The 19214-nt window shown below is 64.3% G+C and carries 17 protein-coding genes and 1 tRNA gene; 6 read left to right on the plus strand and 12 right to left on the minus strand.

Going from position 1 to position 19214, the window contains the following annotated elements; all coding sequences use genetic code 11:
* The gene (gene cysD, locus N7E70_RS23695) at positions 1–906 is read right to left on the minus strand and encodes a sulfate adenylyltransferase subunit CysD (protein ID WP_055978340.1); all 906 of its coding nucleotides are present in this window, start codon (positions 904–906) and stop codon (positions 1–3) included.
* Between the two features lie 273 nt (positions 907–1179).
* Between cysD and N7E70_RS23700 the strand changes: the two genes are divergently transcribed.
* Positions 1180–2631, plus strand: coding sequence for a DUF2793 domain-containing protein (locus tag N7E70_RS23700; RefSeq protein WP_263007806.1), 1452 nt, complete (start codon positions 1180–1182; stop codon positions 2629–2631).
* A gap of 9 nt (positions 2632–2640) precedes the next feature.
* On the opposite strand, the gene N7E70_RS23705 is transcribed toward N7E70_RS23700, so the two are convergent.
* Together N7E70_RS23705 and N7E70_RS23710 are read right to left on the minus strand one after the other, a co-directional pair.
* The gene (locus N7E70_RS23705) at positions 2641–3648 is read right to left on the minus strand and encodes an NAD-dependent epimerase (protein ID WP_269441422.1); all 1008 of its coding nucleotides are present in this window, start codon (positions 3646–3648) and stop codon (positions 2641–2643) included.
* Positions 3649–3732: 84 nt separating this feature from the next.
* The gene (locus tag N7E70_RS23710) at positions 3733–4326 is read right to left on the minus strand and encodes a biotin transporter BioY (protein WP_263007807.1); all 594 of its coding nucleotides are present in this window, start codon (positions 4324–4326) and stop codon (positions 3733–3735) included.
* 123 nt (positions 4327–4449) lie between these two features.
* Here N7E70_RS23710 and N7E70_RS23715 point away from each other — a divergent pair, with 123 nt between their 5' ends.
* Positions 4450–5358, plus strand: a complete 909-nt coding sequence (locus N7E70_RS23715; protein WP_263007808.1) for an MBL fold metallo-hydrolase — start codon at positions 4450–4452, stop codon at positions 5356–5358.
* Between the two features lie 2 nt (positions 5359–5360).
* Here the strand turns inward: N7E70_RS23715 and N7E70_RS23720 are convergent, their stop codons facing one another.
* Positions 5361–6179 (minus strand): DUF1499 domain-containing protein, encoded by an 819-nt coding sequence (locus N7E70_RS23720; protein WP_263007809.1) that lies wholly within the window; start codon positions 6177–6179, stop codon positions 5361–5363.
* 134 nt (positions 6180–6313) lie between these two features.
* Positions 6314–7951, minus strand: coding sequence for a fatty-acid--CoA ligase (locus tag N7E70_RS23725; protein WP_263007810.1), 1638 nt, complete (start codon positions 7949–7951; stop codon positions 6314–6316).
* 169 nt (positions 7952–8120) lie between these two features.
* On the opposite strand from N7E70_RS23725, the gene N7E70_RS23730 reads away from it, so the two are divergent.
* Positions 8121–8840, plus strand: coding sequence for a hypothetical protein (locus N7E70_RS23730; protein ID WP_263007811.1), 720 nt, complete (start codon positions 8121–8123; stop codon positions 8838–8840).
* Between the two features lie 190 nt (positions 8841–9030).
* Positions 9031–9984: a nucleotidyltransferase family protein gene (locus N7E70_RS23735; protein WP_263007812.1), complete on the plus strand. Its 954-nt coding sequence runs from the start codon at positions 9031–9033 to the stop codon at positions 9982–9984.
* A gap of 71 nt (positions 9985–10055) precedes the next feature.
* Here N7E70_RS23735 and ppdK read toward each other — a convergent pair whose 3' ends face one another.
* The gene (gene ppdK / locus N7E70_RS23740; protein WP_263007813.1) at positions 10056–12722 is read right to left on the minus strand and encodes a pyruvate, phosphate dikinase; all 2667 of its coding nucleotides are present in this window, start codon (positions 12720–12722) and stop codon (positions 10056–10058) included.
* 206 nt (positions 12723–12928) lie between these two features.
* Between ppdK and N7E70_RS23745 the strand changes: the two genes are divergently transcribed.
* Both N7E70_RS23745 and N7E70_RS23750 read left to right on the plus strand, forming a co-directional pair.
* Positions 12929–13264 carry a VOC family protein gene (locus N7E70_RS23745; protein WP_263007814.1) on the plus strand — a complete coding sequence of 112 codons (336 nt, stop codon included), beginning with the start codon at positions 12929–12931 and terminating at the stop codon, positions 13262–13264.
* A 119-nt stretch (positions 13265–13383) separates the two neighbouring features.
* A tRNA-Gln gene (locus N7E70_RS23750) sits at positions 13384–13458 on the plus strand.
* A gap of 376 nt (positions 13459–13834) precedes the next feature.
* Here the strand turns inward: N7E70_RS23750 and N7E70_RS23755 are convergent.
* The 6 genes from N7E70_RS23755 to N7E70_RS23780 form a co-directional block, all read right to left on the minus strand.
* Positions 13835–14467 (minus strand): helix-turn-helix domain-containing protein, encoded by a 633-nt coding sequence (locus N7E70_RS23755; protein WP_318762264.1) that lies wholly within the window; start codon positions 14465–14467, stop codon positions 13835–13837.
* 148 nt (positions 14468–14615) lie between these two features.
* Positions 14616–15218: a HupE/UreJ family protein gene (locus N7E70_RS23760; RefSeq protein WP_263007815.1), complete on the minus strand. Its 603-nt coding sequence runs from the start codon at positions 15216–15218 to the stop codon at positions 14616–14618.
* Positions 15219–15257: 39 nt separating this feature from the next.
* A complete protein-coding gene (locus tag N7E70_RS23765) occupies positions 15258–16136 on the minus strand; it encodes an urease accessory protein UreD (RefSeq protein WP_263007816.1) in 879 nt (292 codons plus the stop codon).
* Complete coding sequence (ureG, locus tag N7E70_RS23770) at positions 16133–16780, minus strand: urease accessory protein UreG (RefSeq protein ID WP_263007817.1); 648 nt, start codon at positions 16778–16780, stop codon at positions 16133–16135. The genes N7E70_RS23765 and ureG overlap by 4 nt, the downstream gene beginning before the upstream one ends.
* A gap of 4 nt (positions 16781–16784) precedes the next feature.
* Entirely contained in the window at positions 16785–18497 is a 1713-nt protein-coding gene (gene ureC, locus N7E70_RS23775) for an urease subunit alpha (protein WP_267322175.1), read from the minus strand.
* Positions 18498–18511: 14 nt separating this feature from the next.
* Positions 18512–19207: an urease subunit beta gene (locus tag N7E70_RS23780; protein ID WP_263007822.1), complete on the minus strand. Its 696-nt coding sequence runs from the start codon at positions 19205–19207 to the stop codon at positions 18512–18514.
* Between the last annotated feature and the right edge of the window lie 7 nt (positions 19208–19214).

Raw genomic sequence — 19214 nt, forward strand, 5'->3', positions numbered from 1 at the left:
TCAGAAATACCCTTCGCGCTTCTTCTTTTCCATCGAGCCGGCTTCGTCGCGGTCGATGAGGCGTCCCTGCCGTTCGGAGGTGCGAGCCGTCAGCATTTCGCTGACGATGCCTTCGAGGCTGTCGGCGTCGGATTCGATCGCACCGGTCAGCGGGTAGCAGCCCAGCGTGCGGAAGCGCACCAGCTTGTTCTCCACCACCTCGCCCGGATGCAACTTCATGCGGTCGTCGTCGCGCAGGATCAGCATGCCGTCGCGCTCGACCACCGGGCGATGCTTGGCGAAATAGAGCGGCACGATCGGTATGTTTTCCTGCAGGATGTACTGCCAGATATCGAGCTCGGTCCAATTGGACAGCGGGAAGACACGGATCGATTCCCCAGCCGACACGCGGGTGTTGAATATCTTCCACATCTCCGGGCGCTGGTTCTTGGGGTCCCAGGCATGCTGGGCGTTGCGGAACGAGAAGATGCGCTCCTTGGCGCGCGACTTCTCCTCGTCGCGGCGGGCACCGCCGAAGGCCGCGTCGAAGCCGTATTTGTCGAGCGCCTGGCGCAGGCCGACAGTCTTCATCACATGAGTGTGGGTGTTCGACCCATGGTCGAACGGATTGATGTTGTCGCGGACACCGTCCGGGTTGACGTGAACCAGGAGATCGAAGCCGAGCTCGCGCGCCATCGTGTCGCGAAACTCGATCATCTCGCGGAACTTCCAGGTCGTGTCGACATGGAGGAACGGAAACGGCGGCTTGGCCGGGTAGAAGGCTTTCATCGCCAGATGCAGCAGGACGGAGGAATCCTTCCCAACGGAATAGAGCATCACGGGCTTGGTAAAAGTGGCTGCGACCTCACGGAAGATGTGGATCGCCTCCGCCTCGAGACGGTCCAGGTGAGTCAGTCTGGCAAGCATTGAAAAGCCTTCGGAAATCGTTCCTTGGCCGCGGCTCTGGAGCCGAAACGACCGATTGGCTGCAGTTTCCCCGCAAACCGGCGGCGTCTCAAGCAGCGCAAGTCCAAATTTCGCGGCCGGCCAAGTCAGTTTTGCCCCCTGCGCCGCAACTTCGGGAATGCCATTCCACCGCATGCCGAAACAGGGCTCGAAGCGTGGATAGACATGTCCGCTTTTCCACCCCCCTTCCGGCCGGCCCTATCATCGCGCAAGAGCCAACGAGAGGAGCCCGCCTTGGAACAAACGACCAACCTGAAAATGCCCTTCATCATGCCGTCCCAGGCACAGAAACATGTCACCCACAACGAGGCGCTGCAGGCGCTCGACATCCTCGTGCAGCTCTCCGTTCTCGACCGGCATCTGGCAGCGCCGCCTGTCTCGCCTGCCGAGGGCGACCGCTACATCGTCGCGGCTGCGGCAACTGGCGGCTGGGCCGGCAAGGTCGGCCAGATCGCCGGCTGGCAGGACGGCGCCTGGGCCTTCCACAACCCGGTCAGGGGCTGGCTTGCCTGGGTCGCCGACGAACAGCGCATCCTTGCCCATGACGGCACCGCCTGGGTCGACACCGTCGCGCTCGGCATCAACCCGGCGGCCATGGTCGGTATCAACACGACGGCCGACACCACCAACCGGCTTTCGGTGAAAAGCCAGGCGGTGCTGTTCGACAATCTCGGCGCCGGCCAGCAGGTCAAGATCAACAAGGCTGCCGCCGGCGACAATGCCTCGCTGCTGTTTCAGACCGGCTATTCCGGCCGCGCCGAATTCGGCCTCGCCGGCGACGACGACTGGCACCTCAAGGTTTCTCCCGATGGCGGCGCCTGGACGGAGGCACTGCAGGTCAGCCGTTCGGACGGGCGCGTGCTGTTGCCGGCAGCGTTGCCATTGACCGACCAGAACCAGGCAGTGGCAAGGCGCCATGTCCGCGAACTGCTCGCTGCCAACCGGACCTATTTCGTCCGCACCGACGGCTCGGATGCCAACAACGGGCTGACCAACACCAGCGGCGGCGCCTTCCTGACGATCCAGAAGGGGTTCGACGCCGCGGCGAGCCTCGACATGGCCGGTTTCACGGTCACCATCCAGGTCGCCGACGGCACCTATGCCGGCGCCATCGTCGTTCCAGCGATGACCGGCCAGGCAGGGCCATCGGCGCTCGTCATTGCCGGCAATAACGGGACGCCGGCCAACGTGATCGTCTCGACCACCAGTGCGAATGCCATCAGCGCGCCGTCCGGCACGGCTTGCCTGGTCAAGGACATGGAGATCAGGACGTCGGCCAGCGGCTTTGGCCTCGACGCGGACGGCGGCACGCTCCGGTTCCAGAACGTCCGTTTCGGGGCCTGCGCCCAGGCGCATATCCTGTGCCGGAACAACGGCGCGGCGATCGCTGCCGGCAACTACAGCATTTCAGGCGCATCGCCGATGCATTGGTCGGCGCAGAGCGGCGGGATCGTCAACACCGACGGCCGGACCGTGACGCTCTCGGGGACGCCCGCCTTCGCCACCGCCTTTGCCGGCTGCCGGCATGGCACGATCGCTTGCGCGGGCATGGCATTCGGCGGCAGCGCGACCGGCCAGCGCTACAATGCGGCACTCAACGGCGTCATCGACACCGCCGGCGGCGGAGCGACCTACCTTCCCGGAAGCGTGGCCGGCGCTGCGGCGACCGGAGGCCAATATGCCTGAATGCCCCGGCTATTGGACGCGGTAGTACCGGCCGTACCAATCGACGAAGCGCAGCAGGCCCTCCTCGATCGGCGTGTGCGGAAGCTCGCCGATCAATGCCTCGAGGTCGCTGACGTCGGCCCATGTGCTGAGCACGTCGCCCGGCTGCAGCGGCATGAAGTTCTTCACCGCCTCGCGGCCGGTCGCGCGCTCGAGGATGCGGATCATCTCCATCAGATGTTCCTTGCGGCGGTTGCCGATGTTCATGACGCGATGCGGCGCCCAACTGCCCGTGGCGCCGCCCGCGGCGATGTCATAGTCCGGATCGGCCTTTGGCGGCAGGTCGATGAGGCGGACGATGCCCTCGACGATGTCGTCGACATAGGTGAAGTCGCGGTACATGTCGCCGTTGTTGTAGATGTCGATGGGTTCGCCCGCGAAGATGGCGCGGGTGAATTTGTAATAGGCCATGTCAGGCCGCCCCAAGGGCCCGTAGACGGTGAAGAAGCGCAAGCCGGTGGCAGGCACGCCGAACAGGTGGCTGTAGGTGTGCGCCATCAGTTCATTGGCCTTCTTCGTCGCCGCATAGAGGCTGACGGGGTGATCGACGCCATCGCGCGGCGAATAGGGCTGCTTCTTGTTGCCGCCATAGACCGAGCTCGACGAGGCGTAGATCAGGTGCTTCGGCTGCGTTGCGCGGCAATTCTCGAGGATATTGAGAAAGCCGGTGACGTTGGCGTCGACATAGGCTTGCGGATTTTCGAGCGAATAGCGAACCCCGGCCTGTGCGGCGAGGTTGATGACGATCTCCGGACGGCATTCGAAGGCCGATTTCACCGCCGCGGCGTCGGCGAGGTCGGCCCGGATGAAGCGGAAATCGTTGTTCTCAGCCAGGATTTCCAGTCGCGACCGCTTGAGCGAGGTGTCGTAATAGTCAGTGACACTGTCGAAGCCGACAACTTCGTATCCCTCCGCCAGAAGCCGCCTGGCGACGTGGAAGCCGATGAACCCGGCGGTGCCGGTGACAAGAACGGTCATGATCCCAATGCTCTTCAAATGCAAAACGCCCCGGCCTTTCTAGAGCCGGGGCGTTGCTAAGACCAGTATGCAGTCGTTGGCCGGTCAGCCCTTCTTGGGAAGCAGCGCCCAGATCGCCGGAACGGCTGCGGCCGCGAGCGCCACCTTGATCAGGTCCGGCACGATGAACGGCACGACGCCGAACTGCCACGACTTCTCGGCGCCGATCAGCAGCGACAGCCAGGAGAAGCCCATCGCCATCATCACGACTTCGGCGACGAGCATGGCACCGAGCATCTTGACGATGCTGCGGCCCCAGCCGCGGTCGACGGCCCAGCCGACGATCGCCACCATGGCGACGAAGCCGGCGAGGTAGCCACCGGTCGAACCGAGCATGTAGGCAATGCCGAGGCCCTTTTCAGGCGTGCTCTGGAACACCGGATAACCCATGGCGCCCTGGGCCATGTAGAGCAGGATCGTCGCAAGGCCGAGACGCATTCCGTAGGCTGCGGCGATGCCGAGGACGGCGAGCGTCTGCAGCGACATGTCGACCGGCCCAAGCATGACCTTGGTCTTGGCCGAGGCGATGAGCAGCAGCGAACCGGCAACGGCCAGAAGAAGCTGGGTCGCCAGGCGCATCGCGCCCTTTTCGGGCAATGCCGCAGAGATAAGCGCGGTGGAACTGCTGGATACGGACATGTAAATCCCCTTGTAATGCGCGTGCCTAGACACGTCAGTCGTGGTTTTCCCTATATTGTCTTCCGTGCTAAGCGGCAAACGAATTTGCCACTGGCTCCTCGAACTCACAGATATCGGCCGGCCATGTCCCTCGACCTCGACACACGCTTCGATCCCGCCTACGGCCAGCCGGTCCCGGTCGCCGAGGGCGTCGCACGGATAACCGCCAACAATCCTGGCGCCTTCACCTTCCACGGCACCAACAGCTACATCATCGGCCATGACACCTTGGCAGTCCTCGATCCCGGCCCAGCCGACGACGCCCATCTGGAGGCGCTGATCCGCGCCATCGCCGGGCGGCCTGTCAGCCATATATTCGTCAGCCACACACATCGCGACCACTCGCCGCTCGCCGCGCGCCTCAAGGCCCTGACCGGCGCGGTCACGGTAGCCGAAGGGCCGCACCGGTCGGCACGGCCGCTGCGGATCGGCGAGGTCGCTCCGCTCGATGCCAGCAGCGATACCGACTTCGTTCCCGACCTCGTCGTGGCAGACGGCCAGCTTGTCGATGGCGATGGCTGGCGCATGCGCACGGTGCTGACGCCCGGCCATGCCGCAAATCACGCCGCCTTTGCACTCGAAGGCACCGGCGTCCTGTTTTCGGCCGACCATGTCATGGCCTGGTCGACCTCGATCGTCGCCCCGCCCGATGGCGCGATGTCGGACTACATGGCCTCGCTCGACAAGCTGATCGCGCGTGAAGACCGCATCTACCTGCCCGGCCATGGCGGTCCGGTGGTGTCGCCACCGTCATTCGTGCTTGGGCTGCAGGCGCACCGCAGGATGCGCGAGCAGGCCATCCTCGAACGGCTTGGCGCCGGGGACCGCTTGATCCCCGATATCGTGCGCGCGATTTATCGCGACACCGATCCCCGGCTCTACGGCGCCGCCGGGCTCTCGGTTCTCGCCCATCTCGAAGATCTGGTCGGGCGCGGCGAGGCCGTCAGCAACGAAGCGCCGGCGATCGACAGCGTCTATTCGCCGGCAAGATAGGATTATTGTTCGGGCTTTGCGGTTGTTGCCGTGCCAGCCTGGGCGGCAATCTCCTGGTCGAGCTCGGTCAGGAATGCCGTGATCCGCGCGGCATTGTCGCCGAGGTCGTGGCGACCGTAGCGCGAGGCGGAGCGCATGTCGACGAAGGTCGAATCGCCGTCATCGACCAGCCGAATCGCCACGTCCGATGGCAGGGCCAGAATGAAAGTCCGCGCCACTGCTTCGATGTCGACCTCGCCGCTGGCCTGCTCGGCAGCCGGCGGCGGCACGACGACCTCCCAGCCCTGTCGTCCCAGAACCGCCGTCACGCTCTCCAGAACCCGGTCGAGCGACAGGTCGTAACGGCGTCCGGCGACCAGCGGATAGGCCTGGGCCTGCAAGGCGCGCTCGCCTGCCGAGGGCAATTCCAGACTGTTCATCAACGGCGTTCGCAACGACACCGCCGCCGTCAACGCCGGCGGAACCTCGGCATCTGTCGAGATGTCGCGCAGCATCGGCAAGGTGGCGATCTGATAGGCGACGAAGCCAAAAGGCGTGAGAACGGCGAGCCCCAGCAAGGCACCGGCGGTCAGGTCGTGGCCGCCGCGATCGCCAAATTTCCACAGCCGCGAAAAGGCAAAACCTGACAGCAGCAACGCGAAGGCGGCGAGCAGGGCAACGATGCCAAGCACCCAGAAGAACGCCGTGGTTTCGACCAGGCCGCGGCGATGGCCAAGCACGGCGGTGATCAGCAGCACCGCGGCGAAGGACGCCATGCCGCGCGAAAGCCCGGCCGAGCGCGTGGTACGCTGCTCATGATATCTCGACTGGAACTCGACCATGGAACCCCGTACCCACCTGCAGTGTCGCAGCGCCGCCGTCCCCACGGCGAAAGTTGCTGCTGCAAACTAGAGGGTTTCCTGCGGCGGTTGAAGCGGAAAGGCGACGCTTGCCGCCGTCCCGCACATGAACCTGCTTACCCTGCGGTATCGGATGGCAGCCGATAGTCCTTGAACCTCTCGCGCAGCGCCATCTTCTGGATCTTGCCGGTTGCCGTGTGCGGGATCTCCTCGACGAAGGCGACATCGTCCGGCATCCACCATTTGGCGACCTTGCCGTTGAGGAAAGCCAATATGTCGGCCTTGTCAGGCTCCCTGCCCGGCTTGCGCACGACAACCATCAGCGGCCGCTCGTCCCAGCGCGAATGCTTGACACCGATCACCGCCGCCTCCTGGACGTCTGGATGCCCGACGGCGAGATTTTCCAGCTCGATCGAGGAAATCCACTCGCCGCCCGACTTGATCACATCCTTGGAGCGATCGGTGATCTGCATGTAGCCGTTGATGTCGATATGGGCGACGTCGCCGGTGTCGAACCAGTCGTCGGCATCGAACTGCTCGGCGCTGGCGCCGCCGAAATACGAGCCGGAGACCGCCGGTCCACGCACCTTGAGCCTGCCGAACGTCCTGCCGTCCCAAGGCAACTCATTGTTGTCGTCGTCGGTGATCTTCATCTCGACGCCGAAAGGCGTGTAGCCCTGCTTCTGCTGAAGGTTCAGCCTGTCGTTGCCTTCGAGGTCGTCATATTCCGGCTTGATCGTGCACAAGGTGCCGAGCGGCGACATCTCGGTCATGCCCCAGGCGTGGATGACCTCGACGCCGTAGTTGCGCTCGAATTTTTCGGTGACCGTGCGAGGGCAGGCCGAGCCGCCGATCACCACCTTGTTGAGATGCGGCAGTTTCTTGCCGGTCTCTTCGAGATGCTGCAGCAGCATCAGCCACACCGTCGGCACGGCCGCGGTGAAGGTGACGCGTTCGGTGTCGAGCATTTCGTAGATCGAAGCGCCGTCCATCTTGCCGCCGGGCATGACGAATTTCGCGCCGACCATCGGCGTGCTCTGGGCAAGGCCCCAGGCGTTGGCATGGAACATCGGCACGACAGGCATGACCACGTCGCGCACCGAAATGCCCATCGCATCCGGCATCACCGCGATCATGGCGTGGAGCACGTTGGAGCGGTGGCTGTAGACGACGCCCTTGGGATCGCCCGTCGTGCCAGAGGTGTAGCACATGCCGGCTGCGGCATGCTCGTCGAGCGCCTTCCAGACGTAGTCGCCATCGGCCTCGGCCAGCCACTCCTCATAGGCGGTGACATTGGGCAGCGTCGTCTGCGGCAGGTGGGCGGCGTCGGTCAGGACGATGACGCGCTTGAGCGAAGGCACCTGTGGCGCGATCTTCTCCACCAGCGGCAGGAAGGTCAGGTCGACGAACAGCGCCTGGTCCTGCGCATGGTTCATGATCCAGACGAGTTGTTCGGGAAAAAGGCGTGGGTTGAGCGTGTGGTAGACCGCGCCCATGCCCATGATGCCGTACCACGCCTCCATGTGCCGCGCGGAGTTCCAGGCCAGCGTCGCGATGCGGTCGCCAAGGCGGTAGCCGTCGCGCTCCAGCCGCTGGGCAACCTTCAGGGACCGCGTGCGCAACTCGGCATAGTTGGTACGGACGATGGGCCCCTCGATCGACCGCGACACGATCTCCCGGTGCGGATGCTGCCGTGCGGCATGGTCAATGATCTTGTGGCACAGCAGCGGCCATTCCTGCATCAGTCCAAGCATGCGGATCCTCCCAGATCATATGCAACCATTCTGGTCGCAATGGCGCGATTGTCCAGCCTGACCACCGCCAAGCCGAGCCGGCAAAATGTCGGCGGCCACATTGCGGCCACGGTCCCGGTTAACCTTTATTACCGGCTGGTGTGGTGGGTAGAGTAATGTGAGGGATCACATGGATACGCAGCCGCGCGCGGAGGACGAAGTCCTGCCGCAGACCGACACGCAATCTGAACAGACTGTTGCGCCTGAGCAGGCCGATGCGGATGTCAGTGTGCAATTGGCCGGCGACGGGACGGTTGCCCCCGTCGAAGACGCAGAGGTCGAAGCTGATTCCCGGGCGGAAGCCAGCGAACCGGTCATGGAAGCGACGGAACCTCTCGAACTGTCGGCGGAAGAAACGCCCGGCATGATCGAACCCGCGATATTCGCCGAGGTATTCGAAGCCGAGCAATCGCCGGAGACGACAGCGACCGAGGTGGAGGAGCCGATGGCGGAGGTTTTCACCGACGAACCGGAAACTGTCGTGCTGTCGCCGGAAGAGCTCTCGCCCGGCAACGCGGACGACGCGACGATAGAACAAACACCTGCCAAAGGCCTGGAAATCGCCGCCACCGGGGTGACGGAAGAGGAATTCACGCAACTCGTGGACGACGCGCTCGAAGCTGTTGGCGGCATCCTGCTGTTCAAGATGCGCATCGACGACGACGGCGAAGACAAGCATGTCGCGGCCGCCTCGATCGGCGACGGCGCGCGCCGCCAGTTCCTGCTGCTTTCGCTACCTGTCAGCGGCGGCAAGCTGAAAGTCGAATCGGCATCGCGCAGCACCAGCCCGCTGGCAAAGCTCGCCGAAGCCTATGTCGGCGTGGTCGAGGCGTTCCGCGCCGCAGCCTGAAGAGACCGGCTCAGCGCACGCCTATGTCCGCGTGGCGTCGCCGGGCGGCTTTCCGACCCCTGATACCCTACGCGAGTTGCTGATGTGGGGTATTTAATATACCCTATGTGAAGTATCGCCGTAGGGTATCCTCATGCGCTTACCGCTTTCTGTTCATACGGCTTACCAAGATCTCCTTGAAGCGCACCGAATGCGCGACGTGAAGACCATCGCCGGGTCTCCGTTCCTCAAGGAGCTTCCGCAAGGCAAATACTGGTACGCACGGCAAAGAATTGGTGACAAGCCGATCGATCGCTACATTGGCCCGGACAGCGAAGACCTCCGCCAGCGCATCGCTCGAATGCGGGAAGATATCGAAGACGACAAGCGCTTTGAACGGCATTGCGCGCTTCTAGTGGCGCAACTGCGCGCTGCCGGGCTTGCTACGGTTGATCGCCAGACCGGAAGCATCCTGAACGCCATGGCGAGAGTTGGCGTGTTTCGGCTGGGTGGAACGCTGGTTGGAACACATGCGTTCCGGCTCTACGGCGCTGAACTGGGATTTGCCTTTTCCGGTACGCTAGCCGTCACCCAGGATGTCGACATCGCAGCGTTCGAAAATCTCAAACTGGCAATCGACGATCCGGTTGATCCATCTCTGGCCGAAACGTTCAAATCCCTGTCGCTTGAACCCGCGCCCGGACCTGACCCGAAAGGAAGGTCTACGCGGTGGCGCTTGAAAGGCGGCGGAGCGATGGTCGATTTCCTTGCGCCCCGCATGCAGAGCAAAAGTGAGATCGTCCGGCTCGAACCATTGAACGTCTACGCTCAGACGCTCCCATTCCTGAACTTCCTGATCGCGGAGCCGATACCGGCTGTGGCGCTTTATCGAAGTGGAGTTCTGGTTCAGGTCCCGAAACCCGAGCGCTATGCCGTGCACAAACTGATCGTCGCCCAACGGCGAACGGGACCGGGCTTGGCCAAAGTTGCAAAAGACCTGGCTCAAGCCGAAACGCTGGTACGCGTCCTGGTCGAAGATCGCCCGCAGGAACTGGCAATCGCTTACGAGATCGCCCTGAATAGCGGAATGAAGTGGCGCGAGGCCATCACGGCATCGCTCAAGCAACGGCCCGAAATCAACCGCCTGCTTGGCGAAATCACCTGATGCAGTTGGTTATGCCCAATACGCGGATTGGGTATAACCAAGAAGAATCAACCAGTTGATAGCAGCGACTGCTACCTTTGCGCCTTCACCGCTGCCTGCGCGGCCGCCAATCGTGCGATCGGCACGCGGAACGGCGAGCACGAGACATAGTCCAGCCCGACGCTTTCGCAGAAGCGGATCGAGGCGGGATCGCCGCCATGCTCGCCGCAGATGCCGAGCTTGATCTCGGGCCTTGTCGCCCTGCCCTTCTCGGCTGCGATCTTGACCAGTTCGCCGACGCCCTCGATGTCCAGCGAGACGAAAGGATCCTGCTCGATGATGCCCTTCTGGCGGTAGGTCTCGAGGAACGAGGCCGCATCGTCGCGCGAAATGCCGAAGGTGGTCTGCGTCAGGTCGTTGGTGCCGAAGGAAAAGAACTCGGCCGCCTCGGCAATCACATGAGCGCGGATCGCCGCTCGCGGCAGCTCGATCATCGTGCCGACGAGGTAGTCGATGTTGACGCCCGATTCCTGCATGACGCTCTTGGCAACCTGGTCGATTCGCGCCTTGACGTAGTCGAGTTCCTTCATCAGGCCGACCAGCGGCACCATGATCTCCGGCACCACAGGGCTGCCGGTCTTCTTGCCGGCCTCGACCGCCGCCTCGAAGATGGCGCGGGCCTGCATCTCGGCGATCTCGGGATAGGAGACGGCGAGACGGCAGCCGCGATGGCCGAGCATCGGGTTGAACTCGTGCAGCGCCTCGGTGCGCTGGCGCAGCTTGTCGGCCGAGACGTTCATCGCTTCAGCGACTTCGGCGATTTCTTCCTCGGTCTTGGGCAGGAATTCGTGCAACGGCGGATCGAGCAGGCGAATCGTCACCGGCAGTCCGGCCATGATCTCGAACAGCTCGATGAAGTCCGAGCGCTGCATCGGCAACAGTTTGGCAAGGGCCGTGCGCCTGTCCTTCTCGCTGTCGGCGAGGATCATCTCGCGCATGGCGACGATGCGGTCGCCGTCGAAGAACATGTGCTCGGTGCGGCACAGGCCGATGCCCTCGGCGCCGAAGGAGCGCGCCATGCGCGCATCCGCCGGCGTTTCGGCATTGGTGCGCACCTTCATGCGCCGCGCCGCATCGGCCCACTCCATGATCGCGGCAAAGTCGCCGGAAAGCTCCGGTTGCAGCATCGGCACCGAGCCCTTCAGCACCTGGCCGCTGGAGCCGTCGATGGTGATGATGTCGCCCTTGCGGAAGGTGTGGCCCATCGCCATCAGCGTGCCGGCGCGATAGTCGACGCGCAGCGAACCGGCGCCGGAGACGCAAGGCTTGCCCATGCCGCGGGCAACCACAGCCGCGTGGCTGGTCATGCCGCCGCGCGTCGTCAGGATACCTTCGGAGGCATGCATGCCATGGATGTCCTCGGGGCTGGTCTCGATGCGCACGAGGATGACCTTGCGCCCGGCCGACTTCAGTTCCTCGGCCTCGTCGGACGAGAACACGATCTCGCCGGTGGCGGCCCCTGGCGACGCCGGCAAGCCGACGGCGACGACCTCGCGCTGCGCCTTGGGGTCGATCGTCGGATGCAGCAACTGGTCCAGCGACGATGGATCGATCCGGCCGATCGCCTCTTCTTTCGTGATCAGACCCTCGCCGGCCATCTCGGCGGCGATCTTCAGCGCTGCCTTGGCGGTGCGCTTGCCCGAACGGGTCTGCAGCATCCACAGCTTGCCGCGCTCGATGGTGAACTCGAGGTCCTGCATGTCGCGGTAGTGCTGTTCGAGGCGATTGGAGATCGCCACGAAAGTGTTGAACGCTTCCGGCATCAGCTTCTGCAGCGACGGCTTATCGGAACCGGCGGCGATGCGTGCTGCTTCGGTGATGTTCTGCGGCGTGCGGATGCCGGCCACCACGTCCTCGCCCTGCGCGTTCACCAGGAACTCGCCATAGAGCATCTTCTCGCCGGTCGACGGGTTGCGCGTGAAGGCAACGCCTGTCGCCGAGGTGTCGCCCATGTTGCCGAACACCATGGCCTGGACGTTGACCGCCGTGCCCCAGTTCTCGGGAATGTCGTGCAGGCGGCGATAGGTGATGGCGCGGTGGTTCATCCAGCTCTGGAACACCGCGCCGATGGCTCCCCACAGCTGCTCGTGCGGGTCCTGCGGGAAGGAGCGGCCGAGCTCTTCCTCGACCTTGGCCTTGTAGAGCTTTATGACATTCTGCCACTGCACCGCCGTGAACTCGGTGTCGAGTTCGTAGCCGAGACGCGCCTTTTCTTCTTCGAGCAGTTCCTCGAAGACCTCGTGTTCGAGGCCGAGGACGACGTCGGAATACATGGTGATGAAGCGGCGGTAGCTGTCATAGGCAAAGCGCGCGTCGCCGGCATCGGCGGCCAGCGCCTCGACGGTGACGTCGTTGAGGCCAAGGTTCAGCACGGTGTCCATCATGCCCGGCATCGAGGCGCGGGCGCCCGAGCGCACCGAGACGAGCAGCAGCCTTTCGGGATCGCCGAAGCGGCGGCCGGTGATCGCACCGACATGGTCGAGAGCCGTGCGGACATCTGCCTCAAGCGTCTCGGGATAGCTGCGGCCATTGGCATAAAACCAGTTGCAGGCGGCGGTGGTGATGGTGAAGCCGGGCGGAACCGGCAGGCCGAGACTGCACATCTCGGCGAGATTCGCCCCCTTGCCGCCGAGCAGGTCGCGATCGCTCGAACGCCCCTCCGCCGCACCGTCGCCAAACCTGTAAACCCACTTGGTCATGCCTTCTCCTCGCCGACTGAGTGTGGAACAGGGCGGTGGCCGCCGCCCGCTTCTCGCGGCAGCGATATGATGCTGCGCTGCGAAAGGCAAGGCGCAGTTCCGCCACCTGATGTCCTACAATCGATTAATGGAGCGACCGACGGGGAAGCTTGCGGCAGCCATCTACCTCATATAGAACATATCGAGAACAATTCCTGGAGACGACAATGCGAAAGACGGGCAAACTCGACTACATCGAAATGGCAGCGGTCGGCGGCACGCTCGACCATGTCAAATCCTTCTACAGCGCAGCCTTCGGCTGGACCTTCACCGACTACGGCCCGGGCTATTCAGCCTTTGCCGAAGGCCTCGACGGCGGCTTCCAGGCCGAAGTATCGGCCAAGCCGCTGCCGATCCTCTATTCCGAGGCGCTGGAACAAACGCTCGCCGCGGTCGAGGACGCCGGCGGCACCGTCGTCAAGCCGATCTTCTCGTTCCCCGGCGGCCGGCGCTTCCACTTCGTCGATCCCGCAGGCAACGAGCTTGCCGTGTGGGGCGAATAGTCGGCACTTTGGCGGAGGAAAAGCGGCAAAGGCGCGATTGTGCTTTTGCCGCGCACTGAATATAAGGCGGCGGTCGATTGACTCGCCTGCGGCTAGATACTTGTCGGCCCGCGGCCTGTTGGGGCGTCGCCAAGCGGTAAGGCATCGGTTTTTGGTACCGACATTCCCAGGTTCGAATCCTGGCGCCCCAGCCACTGCATTCGCAAGCCATTGAGACCATTCATGGATTTCTGGCGAAGACAATCTAAGATAGGCAAGAATTCCGGGGAGCCCTCTCGGCCCGGATGATGCCTATCGCCTGGCTCGGCCACGGACAGCGTTCCGATGGCCATCCAACACGATCTCGGCCATCAGAATGCGGCCTAATTCTGGCTCTTCGCGCCCTTGAGCTATTTAAATAACTATATGATTTTGTTACCTAGTTTCAGAATTTTTCTTGCCAATTCCGCATTCCGGCGCGGTGATCAGGATAGGAGACATCCAGATGCGCGCACTGTCCCAGGACCTAAGAGTCCTCGCTGGCAATGCCGCTGAACGGATGGCCGCCACCTTGGCGCCAGGCATCCCTCGTCAATCCTCTCCGCCCTGCGGGTAGGCGATGATCGACAGGAAGCGGATCGGCAGCCGGGCCAGTCGCTCCGGACCGTGCGGGGTGTCGGCTTCGAAGAACAGGCTGTCGCCGGGGGTCATATGGTAGAGGTTCGTGCCGTGCCGGTAGGTGATCTCGCCTTCGAGCAGGTAGAGAAACTCCATCCCCGGGTGCTGGAACAGCGGGAAGGTGTCGGTGTCGCTGGCCAGGGTGATGAGGTAGGGCTCGACCGACACCGTGCTGGAACCGGATCCGATATAGCCGAGGAGGTTGTATTGATGGCCCGCCCGGGTGCCGCGCCGCTCGACCCCGACGCCTGCGCCCGCCTTGACGAACACCGCGCTGCGCTCTTCCTCGAAGCTCCTGAGCAGCGCGGTCATCGGCACGCCGAGCGCCTGGGACAGCGCCTGCAATGTGGTCAGCGACGCCGAGATGACGCCGTTCTCGATCTTCGACATCATGCCGACCGAGATGTTTGCGGCGCCCGCAAGCTCGCTGGCCGTCATGCCATGGCGTTTGCGACAGGCCCGCACCTCCCGGCCGATCGCCGCCTGCAGCCCGTTCTCCCCAGGCGCGCGAACGGCGTGCGGGTCCTGCTGCAGCGGAACCGACACGACTTTCCTGCCGGCGACAGCCCCGCCCCGAAGGAACCCCACGGAGCGGGTCTGATGTAAAGGGGCTGAAGTACTCATCCAGGCACCTCATGCTGTTGGGCATATGCATGCTGCTGCGCTCGCGGAGCAGCAGATGGCTTCATCGGTCTCAGACGAGACCGGTCACCACGCCGACACCGGCGACGGCTGCCACTGCGCCGAGCGAACGAACAAAAAGCGCCCCCCTCGCCCCGCTCCTGCCATCGAGCAGCAAGCCGAAGCCAAGGCCCGCCGCATGCAGCATCGCGGTCGCCAGCACAAAGCCCAGGCCATAGGCCAGGCCGCTGACGCTCTCCGGCATCTCGGCGCCGTGGGCATAGCCGTGGAAGACCGCAAAGAAGCCGACCAGCGCCATGGCGGCCGCCACTCCGGCGCGCAGGTTGAAGGCGACAACGCCGCCGAGAACGACGATGGACAGGCCGATGCCGAGCTCGACGAAAGGCACGGCAATGCCGGCCAGGCCAAGTGCGCCGCCCAGCACCATCACCGATACGAAACTCGCCGGCACCAGCCAGCGGGCCCGGCCGGCCAGTTGCGACGCAAACAGGCCGACCATGACCATGGCAAGGACGTGGTCGAGCCCGCCCAGCGGATGGACAAAGCCATGGGTAAAGCCCTCGACATGGCCGAGGCCGGTATGGGCGTTGGCGAGGCTGGGCGCCAGGGCGAAGGCGGCCAGCGCGGCGGACCTGGCGAGAGACTTGCTGTTCATGATCGGCTTTCCTTCACGGTTGCGATGTGAGTGCGATTGTCATTTGCGTCGTGGCACGGGCCGGATGCCGAAGGCCGCGGCCACGGCGAGCTCGAAAAGGCTTTCGCCCATGCTGCGGGCGGCGATCGCATCGGCCGCCAGGCAGCGCAGGCCAAAGCCCGCCCCATTGGCAAGTGTGCTCACCCCTAAGATCGCCGAGGCCATGTCGTTCAGCGCCACAAGCGCTTCGGCCGTCGGAAGCCGGGTGGGATCGCCCAGCAGCATGAAGTTGGACACGACCTTCCAGCCGCCGATGGGCGAAGCCGGCCCTGCGAGATGCGCGCCGCTGACTTCGAGATTGTCCCGCACGAGCAGCCGGCCCGCGGCGTCGCGGATCGAGACATCGGAGCCAAGCCGGTCGAAGCAACGCAAGCGCCCCTCCGGATCGTGGCAGGTAAAGGCATCGGACAGTAGCAGTACGGCGCCGGGTGCGAGCCTGGCCCGCACTGTGCTTGAACTGGATGCGCCGGGAAACAGCACCAGCGGATCGGGCGTCAAGGCCAGGAACGCGTGCTCTTCCAGGACAATCTCGGTCTCCTGGTGCGCCGGCTGGCCGTGGCAATCATGCACCACGGTTGCCGCCTGGGTGGTGACATGGGCTGCCGCACCGGCGCCGAGCTCGTAGCGGCTCGTCAGCCTGTCGTCGCGATAGAGGCCCCCCGAGGAGGATTGCTGATAGACCGTCAGCAGCGACGGAATGGCCCTATCGAGCGCGAACGGCCGTGTCATGTGGAACGGGTAGCACACGAACTGGCGGCCCAGATGGGTGCGCGGCCCATGACGGGAGAAGGCGAGCTCGAAACGGCCACAGCGTGCCTCGGCCTGGCGCGGCTGTACCAGGACGTGAGCGGTACGCGGTTGGGGCCAATGGCTCGTCATCTGAACAACACGTCCGAGACGATGCGGTCGGCAATCGCGTCGACCCCGTCATTGCTGCGGCAATTGGTGAGCGCCATCGGCCGGCCAGCCCGCGCGGTGGCGGCTTGCGCTGCCATCGACGCGAGATCGACGCCGACATGGGGGGCGAGATCGGTCTTGTTGACCACCAGCAGGTCGCATTTGAGGACGCCGGGGCCCTTCTTGCGCGGAATGTCGTCGCCGCCGGCAACGTCGATGACGAACATCCACCAGTCGACAAGATCGAGCGAGAAGGTCGAGGCGAGATTGTCGCCGCCGCTCTCGATGAGGATCAGCTCGACATCGGGAAACAGCACTTCCAGATCGTCGGCGGCGGCGATGTTGAGCGTCGGATCCTCGCGGATGACGGTGTGCGGACAGGCGCCCGCCTCGACGGCTGCGACACGCGCCGGATCGATCAGGCCGGAGCGCCGAATGCGTTCGGCATCCTCGGCCGTCACCAGATCGTTGGTGACGATCGCCAGCGACACGCCGCGCTCGGCAAAGGCCGGGATCAGCCGTTCGATCAGTGCCGTCTTGCCGGAACCGACGGGTCCGCCGATGCCGATGCGGGCAGCCCCGACGCGCGAGGCCGACGGTGCAAAGGAAGAAGTCCTGACGTCCATGATATCACCTCAGCATGTAGCGTTGGGTCAGCGGCAGCTCATGCGCCGGCTCGCAGGTGGCCAATTCGCCATCGACAAAGACATCGAAGGTCTGCGGATCGACGCGGATGTTGGGGCAGGCATCGTTGTGCAGCATGTCCTTCTTCGTGAGGCCGCGATTGCCGCGCGAGGGCAGCAGCGCCTTCTTCAGATCGAGCGTCGCGGCAAGGCCCCGGTCGATGGCGAGCGGATTTACGAAGCAGGCCGAGAGCGCCTGCTTGGCGCGTCCGAAGGCGCCCCATTGCGGGCGCAGCAACAGCGGCTCGCAGGTCATCAGCGACGCGGCGCTGTCGCCCATGGCACCCCAGGCGATGAAGCCGCCCTTGATGACGAGCTCTGGCTTGATGCCGAAGAAAGCCGGCCGCCAGATCACGATGTCGGCCATCTTGCCGTCTTCGAGCGAACCGACATGCGCGGCGATGCCGAAGGTGCGGGCTGCATTGATGGTGTATTTGGCGACGTAGCGCTTGATGCGTTCGTTGTCGCCGAAGCGCGTCGCCTCCTCTGGCAGGCGGCCGCGCTGCTTCTTCATCTTGTCGGCGAGTTGCCAGGTGCGGCAGATCACCTCGTTGATGCGGCCCATGCCCTGGCTGTCGGAGCCGAGCATCGAGATCGCGCCGATATCGTGCAGGATATCCTCGGCGGCGATGGTCTGGGCGCGGATGCGGCTTTCGGCAAAGGCGACATCCTCGGGAATGGCCGGGTTGAGGTGATGGCAGACCATCGTCATGTCGAGGTGTTCGTCGAAGGTGTTGACGGTGTAGGGATTGGTCGGGTTGGTCGAGGACGGCAGGCACCACGGCACGCCGGCGACGCTGATGATGTCCGGGGCGTGGCCGCCGCCGGCACCTTCGGTGTGGTACATGTGGATGGTGCGACCGTTGATGGCGGCGAGCGTGTCCTCGAGGAAGCCGGATTCGTTCAGCGTGTCGGTATGGATCTGGACCGGGAAATCGAGCTGGTCGGCCACCGTCAGGCAGGTGTCGATCGAGGCCGGCATGGTGCCCCAGTCCTCGTGCAGCTTGAGGCCAAGGCAACCGGTCTCGATCTGCTCGACCAGCGAGGCCGGCTTGTGCGAATTGCCGCGGCCGAGAAAGCCGAAATTGATCGGCCATTCTTCCGCCGCCTGAAGCATCTTGCCGACATTGAACGGGCCGCCGCAATCGATGCCGACGGTGATCGGCCCGAGCGAACCGCCGAGCATGGTGGTGATGCCCGAGGCAATGGCATGCTCGCACAATTGCGCGCTGTCGAAATGGACATGCACGTCGAGCGCGCCGGCGGTGGCGATCAGGCCCTCGCAGTCGCGCACCGTGGTTGCCGCGGAGACGATCAGGCGCGGATCGACACCGTCCATGATCGCCGGATTGCCGGCCTTGCCGATGCCGACGATCTTGCCGTCCCTGATCCCGAGATCGCCCTTGACGATGCCGACCACGGCATCGATCACGGTGACATTGCACAACAGGAAGTCGAGCGCGCCCTCGGCACTGGTGACGCCGGCGGCAAGGCCGGCTCCGTCGCGCAAGGTCTTGCCGCCGCCATGCAGGCATTCGTCGCCATAGACGGCGAAATCCTTCTCGACGACGGCGACGAGCGAGGTGTCGCCGAGGCGAAAGCCGTCGCCGGTGGTCGGGCCATACATTGCCGCATAGTCGCGGCGTGACAGTGTTGCCATGGTCGTTCCTCCCCTCAGGCGCCGCGGAAGCCGCGGGCGCGGGCGTTATCAAGGGCAGCGGCCTTGACCGCCGCATCGTCGGCCGAGCCGTTCGACAGCCCGTTGAGGCCGGAGAGCTGTTGCTGCCCGCCGAAAGTGGTGAGCGGCACGTCCTTCTCCTGCCCCGGCTCGAAACGCACCGCCGTGCCCGCGGCAATGTCGAGCCGCATGCCGAAGGCAGCCGCGCGGTCGAAGTCGAGCGCCTTGTTGACCTCGAAGAAGTGGTAGTGGCTGCCGATCTGCACCGGACGGTCGCCGGTGTTGACCACCTTCAGCGTCAGCTTGCGGCGGCCGGCATTCAGCTCGATCTCGCCGTCTTCGGTGATGATCGCGCCGGGTTCGAGATCGTCGGCAACGGCACCGGCTGCCGGCCGCAGCGGCTCATGCACGGTGACCAGCTTGGTGCCGTCGCGGAACGTCGCCTCGATCTGCAACATCGGCAACATCGCCGCCACCCCTGGCATGACGTCGGCCTGGGTCAAGATGGCGGAGCCGAACGACATCATCTCGGCGACCGAGCGCCCTTCCCTGGCGCCTTCGAGAATCTCGTCGGAGATGATCGCGACGGCTTCGGGGTAGTTGAGCGACAAGCCTTTGGCCCGGCGTTTGCGCGCAAGTTCGGCCGCCGTGTAGATGGTCAGGCGTTCAAGTTCGGTCGGGGTAAGCAACATGGCGTGC

The sequence above is a fragment of the Aminobacter sp. NyZ550 genome (assembly GCF_025628925.2).
GTDB classification, from domain to species: Bacteria; Pseudomonadota; Alphaproteobacteria; order Rhizobiales; family Rhizobiaceae; genus Aminobacter; species Aminobacter ciceronei.

Excerpts from the sequence above, each read along its gene's own strand:
- cysD (WP_055978340.1), bottom strand. The coding sequence starts at position 906 with ATGCTTGCCAGACTGACTCACCTGGACCGTCTCGAGGCGGAGGCGATC.
- N7E70_RS23705 (WP_269441422.1), bottom strand. The coding sequence starts at position 3,648 with ATGACCGTTCTTGTCACCGGCACCGCCGGGTTCATCGGCTTCCACGTC.
- N7E70_RS23710 (WP_263007807.1), bottom strand. The coding sequence starts at position 4,326 with ATGTCCGTATCCAGCAGTTCCACCGCGCTTATCTCTGCGGCATTGCCC.
- N7E70_RS23715 (WP_263007808.1), top strand. The coding sequence starts at position 4,450 with ATGTCCCTCGACCTCGACACACGCTTCGATCCCGCCTACGGCCAGCCG.
- N7E70_RS23720 (WP_263007809.1), bottom strand. The coding sequence starts at position 6,179 with ATGGTCGAGTTCCAGTCGAGATATCATGAGCAGCGTACCACGCGCTCG.
- N7E70_RS23725 (WP_263007810.1), bottom strand. The coding sequence starts at position 7,951 with ATGCTTGGACTGATGCAGGAATGGCCGCTGCTGTGCCACAAGATCATT.
- N7E70_RS23730 (WP_263007811.1), top strand. The coding sequence starts at position 8,121 with ATGGATACGCAGCCGCGCGCGGAGGACGAAGTCCTGCCGCAGACCGAC.
- N7E70_RS23735 (WP_263007812.1), top strand. The coding sequence starts at position 9,031 with ATGCGCGACGTGAAGACCATCGCCGGGTCTCCGTTCCTCAAGGAGCTT.
- ppdK (WP_263007813.1), bottom strand. The coding sequence starts at position 12,722 with ATGACCAAGTGGGTTTACAGGTTTGGCGACGGTGCGGCGGAGGGGCGT.
- N7E70_RS23745 (WP_263007814.1), top strand. The coding sequence starts at position 12,929 with ATGCGAAAGACGGGCAAACTCGACTACATCGAAATGGCAGCGGTCGGC.
- N7E70_RS23760 (WP_263007815.1), bottom strand. The coding sequence starts at position 15,218 with ATGAACAGCAAGTCTCTCGCCAGGTCCGCCGCGCTGGCCGCCTTCGCC.
- N7E70_RS23765 (WP_263007816.1), bottom strand. The coding sequence starts at position 16,136 with ATGACGAGCCATTGGCCCCAACCGCGTACCGCTCACGTCCTGGTACAG.
- ureG (WP_263007817.1), bottom strand. The coding sequence starts at position 16,780 with ATGGACGTCAGGACTTCTTCCTTTGCACCGTCGGCCTCGCGCGTCGGG.
- ureC (WP_267322175.1), bottom strand. The coding sequence starts at position 18,497 with ATGGCAACACTGTCACGCCGCGACTATGCGGCAATGTATGGCCCGACC.
- N7E70_RS23780 (WP_263007822.1), bottom strand. The coding sequence starts at position 19,207 with ATGTTGCTTACCCCGACCGAACTTGAACGCCTGACCATCTACACGGCG.